9 protein-coding genes are annotated in these 12,222 nt (G+C 55.2%); 4 read left to right on the forward strand and 5 right to left on the reverse strand.

Going from position 1 to position 12,222, the window contains the following annotated elements:
- Nucleotides 1–135: 135 nt before the first annotated feature.
- Nucleotides 136–1,839 (forward strand): D-lactate dehydrogenase, encoded by a 1,704-nt coding sequence (gene dld, locus NXS97_RS06745; protein ID WP_024470902.1) that lies wholly within the window; start codon nt 136–138, stop codon nt 1,837–1,839.
- A gap of 62 nt (nt 1,840–1,901) precedes the next feature.
- Here the strand turns inward: dld and NXS97_RS06750 are convergent, their stop codons facing one another.
- The 3 genes from NXS97_RS06750 to NXS97_RS06760 all read right to left on the reverse strand — a co-directional run bounded on the left by NXS97_RS06750 (nt 1,902) and on the right by NXS97_RS06760 (nt 6,198).
- Nucleotides 1,902–4,352, reverse strand: a complete 2,451-nt coding sequence (locus NXS97_RS06750; protein WP_024470901.1) for a DUF3772 domain-containing protein — start codon at nt 4,350–4,352, stop codon at nt 1,902–1,904.
- A gap of 135 nt (nt 4,353–4,487) precedes the next feature.
- Entirely contained in the window at nt 4,488–5,435 is a 948-nt protein-coding gene (gene pbpG / locus NXS97_RS06755; RefSeq protein WP_014593242.1) for a D-alanyl-D-alanine endopeptidase, read from the reverse strand.
- Nucleotides 5,436–5,610: 175 nt separating this feature from the next.
- On the reverse strand, nt 5,611–6,198 hold the full coding sequence (locus NXS97_RS06760) for a Yip1 family protein (RefSeq protein ID WP_013025130.1): 588 nt from the start codon (nt 6,196–6,198) through the stop codon (nt 5,611–5,613).
- 207 nt (nt 6,199–6,405) lie between these two features.
- Between NXS97_RS06760 and NXS97_RS06765 the strand changes: the two genes are divergently transcribed.
- Nucleotides 6,406–6,987: a DedA family protein gene (locus NXS97_RS06765; RefSeq protein WP_014593240.1), complete on the forward strand. Its 582-nt coding sequence runs from the start codon at nt 6,406–6,408 to the stop codon at nt 6,985–6,987.
- Here the strand turns inward: NXS97_RS06765 and NXS97_RS06770 are convergent.
- Complete coding sequence (locus NXS97_RS06770; protein ID WP_022623669.1) at nt 6,981–7,754, reverse strand: SDR family oxidoreductase; 774 nt, start codon at nt 7,752–7,754, stop codon at nt 6,981–6,983. The two genes, NXS97_RS06765 and NXS97_RS06770, sit on opposite strands and share 7 nt — an antisense overlap.
- A 156-nt stretch (nt 7,755–7,910) precedes the next feature.
- Between NXS97_RS06770 and NXS97_RS06775 the strand changes: the two genes are divergently transcribed.
- Together NXS97_RS06775 and NXS97_RS06780 are read left to right on the forward strand one after the other, a co-directional pair.
- Nucleotides 7,911–9,725, forward strand: coding sequence for a glycoside hydrolase family 15 protein (locus tag NXS97_RS06775; protein WP_028714963.1), 1,815 nt, complete (start codon nt 7,911–7,913; stop codon nt 9,723–9,725).
- Nucleotides 9,726–9,921: 196 nt separating this feature from the next.
- A complete protein-coding gene (locus NXS97_RS06780; protein WP_014593237.1) occupies nt 9,922–11,064 on the forward strand; it encodes a L,D-transpeptidase family protein in 1,143 nt (380 codons plus the stop codon).
- Nucleotides 11,065–11,157: 93 nt separating this feature from the next.
- Here the strand turns inward: NXS97_RS06780 and NXS97_RS06785 are convergent, their stop codons facing one another.
- The gene (locus NXS97_RS06785; protein ID WP_014606263.1) at nt 11,158–12,180 is read right to left on the reverse strand and encodes a transporter; all 1,023 of its coding nucleotides are present in this window, start codon (nt 12,178–12,180) and stop codon (nt 11,158–11,160) included.
- Nucleotides 12,181–12,222: the final 42 nt, after the last annotated feature.

A 12,222-nucleotide genomic window follows, 5' to 3' on the forward strand; every position in this document is an offset into this window, starting at 1 on the left:
AAGTAACTGCGCAATATCGACTAAATGCAGAATGCCATCTTCAGAGCATAGCATGTCACCTGCGGCTATCACACTGCGCCCGACGCAACTCACGTGCTACAGTAATGACGCATGCATAAGACAAGGGAATTGCCCATGATGACACCTTCTGCCCTGATCGCCGATCTCCGCCGCCAGGTCGGCTCTGGTAACGTACTGACCGAGGCCGCCCATACCGCCCGCTATCGTAAAGGCTTCCGTTCCGGTGAGGGAGACGCGCTGGCGGTCGTCTTTCCTGCGACGCTGCTGGAACTGTGGCGCGTCCTGCAAACGCTGGTGACTGCCGATGCCATTATTCTGATGCAGGCGGCGAACACCGGCCTCACCGAAGGCTCAACGCCGCAGGGTAACGACTACGATCGCCCGCTGGTCATTGTCAGTACCCTGAGGCTGGATAAGCTACAGCTGATCGACAACGGCAAACAGGCGCTGGCCTTTCCGGGGAGTACGCTGTATCAGCTGGAAAAAATCCTCGCGCCGCTGGGCCGCGAGCCGCATTCGGTTATTGGATCATCCTGCATTGGCGCGTCGGTGCTGGGTGGCATCTGCAACAACTCCGGCGGTTCACTGATTAAACGTGGCCCGGCCTACAGTGAGATGGCGTTGTTTGCCCAGATTGATGCCCAGGGACGGCTGAAGTTGGTTAACCACCTTGGTATTGAGCTTGGCACCACGCCAGAAGAGATTCTGGGGCGGCTGGATGATGATCGCTGGCAGCCCGGGGATGTGCTGCATGACGGCCGTCATGCCTCCGATCACGACTACGCCGAACGGGTGCGTGATGTTGATGCGGATACGCCCGCCCGTTTTAACGCCGATGCCCGCCGCCTGTTTGAAGCGTCGGGCTGCGCAGGCAAGCTGGCGGTATTTGCGGTGCGCCTGGATACGTTTGCGCGCGAACCGCAACAGCAGGTGTTTTATATCGGCACCAATGATGCCTCGGTACTGGGTGACCTGCGCTGCCATATGCTGGCGAATTTCAACAATCTGCCCGTGGCCGCGGAATATATGCATCGGGATATCTACGACATCGCCGAAGTCTATGGCAAAGACACCTTCCTGATGATCGACAAGCTTGGCACCGACAAGATGCCGCTGTTTTTCAGTCTCAAGGGCCGGGTCGATGGCTGGTTGAACAAACTGTCGTTTATCAAACCGCATCTGAGCGACCGGCTGCTGCAGCGCGTCAGTCGCCTCTTCCCCGCCCATCTTCCCAAACGCATGAAACAGTATCGTGATAAATACCAACACCATTTAATGCTGAAAATGTCGGGTGATGGCATTGCGGAGGCGCGTGACTATCTGCGTGAGTTTTTTCGTGAGGGCGGCGGCGAGTTTTTTGAATGCGAAGGAAAAGAAGGTGCGCATGCCTTTCTGCATCGCTTTGCGGCCGCGGGCGCGGCGGTGCGCTATCACGCCGTTCATGCGGATGAGGTAGAAGATATTCTGGCGCTGGATATTGCGTTGCGTCGCAATGATAAAGCGTGGTTTGAGAGCCTGCCTGATGAGATTACCCAGTCGATAAGCCATCGCCTTTATTACGGGCACTTCTTCTGCCATGTCTTCCATCAGGATTACATTGTGAAAAAAGGCGTGGATGTTCATGCGCTGAAAGAAAAGATGCTGGCGATTTTGCACAGCCGCGGGGCGGAATATCCGGCAGAGCATAATGTCGGGCATCTGTATCAGGCCCAGCCACAGCTCACCGCGTTTTACCGCAAGCTCGATCCCACCAACAGCTTTAATCCGGGCATCGGTAAAACCAGTAAGCTAAAAGGCTGGGCGGTAAAACAGCCCTGACTGGGCACGTCGCACCTGAACAGAGTAAAACGGGCGGCCAGCGAAAATGACCGCCCGTTTATTTAGCGAGGAGGTTCTTCGGTTACCGCATCAGAAGAAACCAGCTGACGGCGCTCAATAATCATGGTCTGCGGCGTGGACAGCACAATGCCCTCTTTACGCAAGCGGGTCAGAATATCGAACAGTAGATCGCTCTTCGCGCCCGCGATCTGGCGCTGACTGGCAACGTTGCCGGTGACGCTCAGCACGATGCCCTGGGCGGTAAGATCTTTAAAGGATACCGAGGGTTCCGGGTTCTCCAGAATACGCTCGTTTTCCTCATAGACCTTCAGCAAAATCTCCCGCACCTGTACCGGATCGATATCCAACGGAAACGTCAGGCTAATGGTCACCACGCCCTGCGCATTGCCCATTGTCGCATTACGTACGTTCTGAGAGATGAACTGAGAGTTAGGCACGATCACGGTGGATTTATCACCCAGCTGGATTTCCGTTGCGCGCACGTTGATGCGGCGAATATCCCCTTCAACGCCACTGATCGTCACCAAATCCCCGACTTTGACCGGACGTTCAGTCAGCAAAATCAGACCGGAAATAAAGTTTTTAACGATTTCCTGCAGGCCGAAACCGATACCGACCGACAGGGCGCTGACGATCCAGGCCAGCTTGTTCCACTGCAGCCCCATAATCGACAGCGTCAGCAAAATAATCAGGACATAGCCAACGTTGCTGAACAGCGTGACCAGCGACATGCGCATGCCGCTGTCCATGGTGGTCTTCGGCAGGAAATCGGTATCAAGCCAGCGACGTACCGAGCGCAGAATATAGATGCCCACAATCAGGCACAGCAGCGCGTTAACCAAGTGGGCAGGCACAATATTCAGGGATTCAAGGCCCTTACCGCCCCAGAACTCAATCGCCTTTTGCAGCAGCTCAATCGGTGTTGAAGAGGCAAAGGTGCCGTTAAGCAGTGCCAGCGCGACAAACATGATCAGCAAGGTTTTACCGATCGCCGCAAGAATGGTGGCGACCTGCTGCAGATGTCGCTCATCAATGTTTAGCGAGCCCTGAATACGCTTGCCCGTCGTATTATTGACAGAGAAAAGGCTTTCACAGCCGTCGTTAATCAAATGACTGAGTATGTAAAACGAACCAAACAAAATGCCACACCACACCAGCTCGTAGCTTAAAAAACGCGCCAGGGTGACGTAACCAATCACCAGCGAAGCCAGAATCGTCAGCGACGTCAGCGTCAGGGCCATCTGAATCAGCCCGACCAGCGTTGAGCGCGCTTCCGGCGGCGTGCCTTCCTGCGCCAGACGCCGACGAACGCGCTTGGTGCGCATGCTGATTGCCAGCGCCGTGCTGCCGATCAGCAATGCCGTCAGGCCGTTAGCAAAGATACTGGTATTCAGGCTGGTCCCGGCGGTGTAGTTAAAGGACTCTACCGTCTGGAAAATAAACACCAGCAAGGCGGTGATAGGTGGGAAAGGTTTCAGGGCCAGCGCCACCTCGTTCGAGATGGTGGGTAAACGCCAGCTTGGCCGACGCGTGGACAAAAATGCCCGCCCGAGCCCGGCAATCAAACCACAATAAACGCTTAATTCGACCAGACGATAAATAAAGTCCTGCACGTCGCTGGAAACTTCATCGCGGCGGGTAAAGGCCTGGGAAATAAAGGCAAAGGTCAACACCACCGCCACCAGGCTGGTCAGGGCCACGGCCGTCGCCAGAAAGCTGCGGCGCAGGCGTCCTTCCGGCAGTTTATTAATGCTGACCCAGGCTAAAAATTCTTCGCCATAGCGGCGTCCCAACGTCATCACCAGCACGGCGGCCAGCAACCAGCCTAGCGTACCCAGACGCCAGCCTGACTCCCAGGACAGCGCAGCGGTATCTTTCAGCTCGTTTAAGAAATCGCCAATCTTCTCATCGTCAAGATCCTGACTGCTGAATACCGGCGACCAGAAACGTGGCCCTAAAATGCTGCCAGAGTTAAGCGCCAGTTTGTTTTTCAACTGATCGCGACGCAGATTGACGATTTGCGATGACAGCATCAGGGCGCTGTTTTTAATGCCCTCCGCCTGCTTAATCTGATCGTCGAGCTTACTTTTCTGACTTTCCAGCGCGCTACGTTTGCGCGTGACGTCTGCCGTCTCTTTGACGCCGCTTTCCGGTTTGGGGGCTGGGCCAAGCACGGCCAGCTGGGCCTCAAGCTGCTGACGGTCAGGCTGCAACGCCTGGGCCAGCGTATCCGTATTGCCTGACAGCTCCAGCGCCATTTCATTCAGCCGACTCAGCTTATTTTCATCGCTTTCAACGGAAACCTGACTTTTAATTTTGTCGAGGATTTTCTGCATCTTGGGCAGCTCGACCGAGGCGTTCACTTTCGGCTTGTCGTCAGGCTGCTGGGTAGTGGTGGCCTGAGCCGGATCGTCTGCGGCGATGCTCAGGATGGGAACGGCGGTGAACAATGCTAAAAAAATCAGAACAATAAAGGATCGTAACGTGAGCATATGAATGAGATTCCGGCACAGTAATCAGGCGAATCACCCTCGCCATTTGCGGGTAGTTTAAGTTTTCGCCTGGCGTGAAACTATAGGAATACCGATCAATATTGGTCGGGCCGCCCGCGGCGGCCCGACGGGATATTACTCTACTTCAGAACCGCTGGCAGCGTTGCTGGCAACCTGACCTGCTTTCTGTTTTTTATAGGCCAGCGCGGCCGCCGGAACCGGCGCCGCTTTGCCCGTTTCCAGCCAGTCGCGCAGACGGTTAGCATCGGCAAAATGGGTATATTTACCAAATGCATCCAGCACCACCAGTGCCACCGGGCGGTTTTTAATCATGGTACGCATGACCAGGCAATGTCCCGCTTCATCGGTATAGCCCGTTTTGGTCAACTGAATGTGCCAGCCATTCTTATACACCAGATGATTGGTATTGCGGAACGGCAGCGCGTAGCTGGGATGGGTAAATACTGCGGTTTCTTCTTTGGTCGTGCTCAGCTCGCCCAACAGGGGATATTCGCGCGTGGCTTTTAACAGCTTCACCAAATCTTCTGCGCTGGAGACGTTCTGAATGGAGAGACCGGTAGGTTCAACGTAATGGGTATGGTTCATGCCCAGCGCACGCGCCTTAGCATTCATCGCCTTAATAAAGGCGTTATATCCACCGGGATACGCATGGGCCAGGCTGGCCGCCGCGCGGTTTTCAGATGACATCAGCGCCAGCATCAGCATGCTCCGACGGCTTATCTGGCTGTTAAGCTTCACGCGTGAAAACACGCCGCGCATCTCTGGCGTCTGACTGATATCAACCGTGACCATCTCGTTCATCGGCTGATGCGCATCCAGTACCACCATTGCCGTCATCAACTTGGTGATCGAGGCAATCGGCCGCACCCGGTCAGGGTGACTGGAAAATAACGTTTTCCCGCTCGTCAGATCGACGATCAGGGCGCTGCCTGAGGCAATTTGCGGCTGAGCAATGGGCGCCATTTGCGACAGCGTCGTGGTCGCCTGTGCTGGAAGGGAAACAACCTGCCCGGAAACGAGCAGCGCCAGCGTTAACAGTGAAAAGCGAATTTTTGCAGGCATCGTGAAAAAAAGACCCGGTTAAGATTGTGCGCTGTGTAAACACAGGCCGCCGACGACTGAGCAGGCAGAGCGCGGGCTGGCCGCAGCATCATACTCTGAAGCGGTAAAATTATCCTGGTGAGATTGTTTCTGAGCGTTAAAAAGATGTTGCCGCCCTGCAGGCGGCAACAGCACGTTAAAACAGGTGCGGGCCATAGCCCCACAGAATCACGGTTAAGGCCAGCAACACTTCAAATACCAGCACGCCGATGGCCAGAGTGGAACTGGAAAAACGCAGGCTTTCATCCCGGTCAATGTTCAGAAACAGCGGGATGCCCACGTACAGCAGATAGCCGGTATACAGCAGCGCCAGCGCACCCGCTAATACGCACAGCCATACCAGCGGATAAAGTGCCACGAGTCCGCTTAAAAACAGCGGCGTAGCCACATAGCCCGCAAACACCGTACAGCGTTCAACGCCAGGGCGCTGCGGGTAGTCACGCGCCATCCAGTGAATAACGCGTCCCATCACCGCCACGCCGCCCAGAATCAACAGATAAAACAGAATACCCAGGCCCAGTGCTGTCAGGAAATTCAATTGTACATACTGCCCTTCACCCAGATTCCAGCCTGAGTTCGTGGTGCCGATTATGGCGCAAATAACCGGAATGGCTGCCATCAGCAGAACGTGATGAGTGTAATGGTGCGAAACCGTTTCGTTCTCTTGCTTGATATTGCGCATTTCCTGATTAGGATGCGCTAACAAACCCCAGACATGGTTCATACGCTTACTCCTCTGATGCCGTTGGGCTACCCCGTTTTGATGCAGCATCCACGTAAGGGCAGCATTGCTTACAGTATAAACGGCAAGGCAACTTCTGTGGGGCCTGCGCAAAAAAACAGCGAAAAAGATCGCTGATTAACGCTTAAACGGATGGCTTAACGAATCAGGTATAAACTGAAAGAAATTTCTTCACACAGGAAGTGCACCTTGCATTTGGATATCAACGCATTAATTACGCAGTACGGCTATCTTGCACTGTTTATCGGCTGTATTGCCGAAGGGGAAACATTTCTGTTGCTGGGCGGCGTAGCCGCGCATGAAGGATTACTGCATTACGCGGGTGTGGTACTGGCGGCGATGGCAGGCGGCATTCTGGGCGACCAGCTGCTCTTCTGGATTGGCCGGCGCTTTGGTACAGGCATCCTGCGGCGGTTTAAAAAACATCAGGACAAAATTGTTAAAGCTAACCGCCTGATTAAGCGGCGTCCCAGCCTGTTCGTGATCGGCGCGCGCTTTATGTACGGCTTTCGCCTGATTGGTCCCATTATCATTGGGGCAAGCCGCCTCAATCCGCTGAAGTTTCTGGCGCTTAACATCATTGGGGCGGCATTATGGTCACTGCTGTTTGTGACACTCGGCTATTTTGCTGGCGGAATCATTGCCCCCTGGCTGCACAAGCTTGATCAGCACTTTAAACATCTGCTGTGGCTGGCTGCCGCCGTGCTCTTTGCCTTTGGGGTTCGCTGGGCCATTCGCCACTGGAATAACCGCCGGGCCGACGATCAGTAACCCTTGAACTGGGGATTTGCCAGCATAAAGCCGCCATCGATGATAAATGACTGGCCGGTGGTATAGGTGGCCCATTCAGAGCTCAGCCAGGCCACCATGCTGGCAATTTCGTGCGTATCTCCTGGACGACCCGCAGGGATCTCAGGCATTTTGACCTTGTGCGCATCGTCATCGGTCATTTTGTTCATCGGCGTGGCGATCGCGCCTGGCGCCACGGCATTCACCAGAATATTGTGGGGCAGCAAACTCAAGGCCATCGATTTAGTCAGCCCGCCTGCCGCATGTTTGGCCGCGGTGTAGGCAACGGAACCCGGCAGCGGAGTGTGTTCATGCACGGAGGTGATGTTGATGATACGTCCGCCCTGCCCCTGCTTGATCATGTTGCGTGCCGCAACCTGGCCGCAGATAAACACGCCATCCACATCTACGCTAAATGTCTTACGCCAGTCTTCCCAGGTCACGTCCATAAAGTCCGCTTTGAAATTCGCCCCGGCATTGTTGACCAGAACATCAATGCGGCCCAGCTTGTCTATAAGCTGCTGCAGAACCTTGCCCCCTGCGGGCGGATCGGCCAGGTCGAGCTGGATCGTCTCAGCTCGCTGCCCAATCTCCGCCACCCGTTTTGCCGTGCGCTGTGCGCCTTCCTCATCAGACCGCCAGGTGATGCCAATATCAAACCCCTGCTCTGCTAACATTTCAGCACAACGACTGCCAATGCCTGAATCCGACGCGGTAACGATTGCAACTTTTCGTTGTGGTGTAGTCATGACGGTCTCCTCTGGAAGTGTATGAAAAGTATATACCGCAATGAAAATTGTGCCGTTTGCGGACGGCCCGGCGCCCGGATTAACGATCTGTGTCAGAACACAGCGCGATGAAGGCACCTGGCTATAGTTAAGGCTGACACTGACAGGGAGAAACCGATGAGTAAGGTTAAACGTAAGATTGACGACCATGGCGTAATAGGCGATTTACGCACCTGCGCCCTGGTCGCAAACGATGGCACTATCGATTATCTCTGCTGGCCGGAACTGGACAGCCCATCGGTGTTTTCCGCCCTGCTGGACAGCGACGAGGCCGGCCTGTTTTCCCTGGCACCCGACTGGCAAAACGCCCGTCGCCAGCAAATCTATCTGCCTGATACCAACATCCTGCAGACCCGCTGGCTGGCCGAAGAAGGCGTCGCCGAGATCACCGACTACATGCCGATTTGCGACCGGCAGGATAAACTGCCGCGTATCATCCGTCAGGTAAAGATGGTTCGGGGCCGGGCACGCTTTAATATGGTGTGCTCCCCGCGCCATGATTACGCCCGGGCGGACACCCGCGCTGAGGTACAGCGGGGCTGTATTGATTTTCACGCCACCGATCAGCCCTCGCTGCGCCTGGCAGCAACGGTGGTGATGACGCTGGAGGGCAATCACGCCACCGCCAGTTTTGAGCTTAAAGCCGGTGAACATGCCGAATTCGAATTTGGCAGCGTACAGGATGCCCACATCGAAAAGCTGGCCACCGCCAACTGCTTTGAAGAAACGCTGAGCTACTGGCGGGAATGGAGCAGCCGCAGCACCTATCACGGTCGCTGGCAGGAGATGGTACAACGCTCTGCGCTGGTACTTAAGCTGCTGACCTCCTGGCAACACGGCTCCATCGCCGCGGCTGCCACCTTTGGCCTGCCCGAGGAGCTGGGCGGCGAACGCAACTGGGATTACCGCGCTTCGTGGATACGGGATGCCTCATTCAGCATGTACGCCCTGATGCGGCTGGGTTACGTGGACGAAGCCAAGCACTTTACGGAATGGGTCGGTCGCTGTGTAGAAAACAGCCACCATGATGAAATGCGGCTGCAGGTGATGTACCGCCTGGACAGCAGTACGGATCTTCAGGAGATGTCGCTGCTTAACCTCTCTGGCTATGCCAACTCCAGTCCGGTGCGCATTGGCAACGATGCCTGGCGGCAAAAACAGTTAGATATTTATGGCGAACTGATGGATGCCATCTACCTGTCCAACAAATACGGCGAGGCCATTTCTCAGCGGGGCTGGAATCATGTGTCAGAAATGCTGGACTGGCTGTGCGATAACTGGCATCAGCCCGATGCCGGCATCTGGGAAATGCGCGGCGAGCCGGAGCACTTCCTTCACTCACGTTTAATGTGTTGGGTCGCTCTGGATCGGGGCCTGCGGCTGGCAATGAAGCGTTCACTGCCGATGCCTTACGATCGCTGGGACAAAACCCGTCGCGAGATCCGCGATGATATCTGGAAGAATTTCTGGAACAGTGAACGCGGGCATTTTGTTTCGACCCGCCACGGTGAACACCTTGATGCCTCCATGCTGCTGATGCCGCTGGTGCGTTTTGTGGGCGCCACCGATCCGGACTGGATCGCCACGCTGGATGCCATCCAGGTGAACCTGGTGAGCGACGGCATGGTACGTCGTTATAACATTCACGAAACGCCAGCTGATGGGCTAACGGGCGCAGAGGGCTCCTTTGGTGCCTGCTCGTTCTGGTATGTGGAATGTCTGGCGCGTGCCGGACGCATTCGCGAGGCACATTTTGAGTTCGAGAAATTACTGAGCTACGCTAATCCGTTGGGTTTGTATGCGGAAGAGTTTGACAGTCATGGGCAGGCACTGGGAAATACGCCCCAGGCGTTGACGCATCTTGCGTTGATCAGCGCCGCGTTTTTCCTGAACCGTAAGCTAAACGGGGACGTCACGCTTTGGCAGCCATAATGGGCTGTTTTTCGCCCAAATTGGTAAAGAACAAAGGCAGATAACGCAGGCGAGTCAGGTAAAGTATTTTAAAGCGGTTAAAATCCTGATTCACAACATCAGTTTAATGAACATATAATGCGCAGCAGGTCATAGTGACCAGCATGGGTTCGATACATTGACAAGCCTGAAACATGGCGATAAAGACTTGTAAAATATGAAAAAAAGCATTCGCGCGTTCGCTTCACTTGCATTGGCTTTGGCGGCATTCAGTCAGTCAGCCCTTGCTGTTGTTTACCCGTTACCGCCGGCAAACAGCCGTCTGACCGGGCAAAATATTGAAATTACCATTCCCGAGGACAGCAAATTACCTCTGGAAGCTTTTGCAGCTCAGTTCCAAATGGGCCTCAGCAATATGCTGGAAGCCAACCCGGGCGTTGACGTTTATCTGCCAAAACCTGGCAGCAAACTGATTATCCCACAGCAGTTACTGTTACCTGACGCGCCGCGTGAAGGCATTGTGATCAACAGTGCTGAAATGCGTCTTTACTACTATCCGAAAGGCACCAAAACGGTGGTTGTACTGCCTATCGGTATCGGTGAACTGGGTAAAGACACGCCGCTGAACTGGACCACCACTGTTCAGCGTAAAAAAGATGGTCCGACGTGGACGCCAACGAAAGCGATGCACGCGGAGTACGCTTCACGTGGTGAAAACCTGCCTGCCGTCTTCCCGGCCGGTCCGGATAACCCGATGGGGCTGTATGCGCTCTATATCGGTCGTCTGTATGCCATTCACGGCACCAACGCTAACTTCGGTATTGGCCTGCGGGTCAGTCACGGTTGTGTGCGCTTACGTGCCGACGACATCAAATGGCTGTTCGATCATGTGCCGGTTGGCACGCGCGTGCAGTTTATCAACCAGCCTGTGAAAGCCTCGGTTGAGCCAGACGGTTCACGCTGGATGGAAGTGCACAATCCGCTCTCGACCACGGAAGAGCAGTTTAACTCTCGTGAGCTGGTGCCAATTACGCTGACCCAGGCCGTTGGCAAAGTTCTGGTAGACGGCAGCATCAACCAGTCTCAGGTTGATAAAGCGATTCAGAACCGCTCCGGTATGCCCGTACAGGTTAACGCGCCAGAAAACAACGTGGTGCCCGCGCCTGTTCAGGTAACCGAAGGCGAAGACGCCGAGCCGAAGGAAGAGCCGATGACGCCGGTGATGTCACAGCCAACGAATCCGGTCGCTGTGCAGCCTGAGCCTCAGCAGTCGCAACCGGCAGAACAGCAGCCGCAGGTTCAGCCTTCACAGCCTGTGCAGCCGTCACAGCCTGCGCCAGCAAGCAATGGTAATCTGTAAGGTCTGATCCTTCACTGGGTAAAAAGCCAGCGCCGGTTAACCGGGCTGGCTTTTTTTTGTGCCCTTTACAGGCTTTGTCACCGGGCGCAGCCTCTACACGCTGGGCCTTCGCAAGGCCAGCCAGCCCGCCAGCAGGGTAAACGCGAGCACGATCAGCACCAGCAGTAAAAACCCGTGCGGATTCGCTGCCAGCGGAATACCGCCTACATTCATGCCAAAAAATCCCGCCACAATATTAATTGGCAGTGCCAGAACGGTTATCACGGTTAACAGGTAGAGCGTGCGGTTACTCTGTTCCATCAGACGCGCTGCAATCTCTTCCTGCAACAGCCGGATGCGCTCCATCAGGCTGGCGAGATCGTTGAGCACCACGCTGAACTCTTCGGTAAACGCCCGCAGCTCGCGGAGCGTGTCGTGGTTGAGCCAGGCCGGAGGTCGGTTGAGCAAGCGAAACAGCGCCGCCGGTTCAGGTGCCAGGAGGCGCTGAATCCGCAACAGCATGCGCCGATAGTGCCCCAGTTCGCTGCGATTAGCTTTAATGGCGGGGCTTAAGAGGCGCTCTTCAATGTTATCGACCACCTGACTGATGCGCCGCACGACCTGTTCCAGTTGCGACTCCTGCTCACCAAGCAGATAAAGCAACAAAGCCTCTGCACTGGGAAAGCTATGCCGGGCTAACCTCTGCTGCATCTTTTCAATCATCACTGACGGGCGATAACGTGCGCTGACCACCAGGTTACGCCGGCACCATATCCACAGCGTCGCATTTTGCGTACTGCGGTTCTCCTGGTTAAGCGTGACGTCGTTGAGTACCGCCAGCAACGCGCTACTTTGCTCCGCCAGCCGGGTTCGCGGCGAGGCCGAGTGAATTTCATCGAAGAAGTCATCATCCACCTGAAAATGACTCTGCACCCAGTGCTGCGCGCGGGCATGGTTCAGATTGATATGCAGCCAGAGAAAGCCGTCATCAGGAAGATGCTCACCGAGTTTAACTGCTTCACGGGCATTCAGGCGAACAGGAAGGGCATCGGGAGAAAAGAGATAACCATGAATGAGTCCTGCCACATCATCATCAAAATCACGTTTTTGTGGGGTAAGAACAACGTCTGTCGCCATGGCTATCCTGTCAGCATCATTAATAAAGAGGTTCAGCCTGCT

This window comes from Pantoea sp. B623 (genome assembly GCF_024814475.1).
Lineage (GTDB): Bacteria > Pseudomonadota > Gammaproteobacteria > Enterobacterales > Enterobacteriaceae > Pantoea > Pantoea ananatis.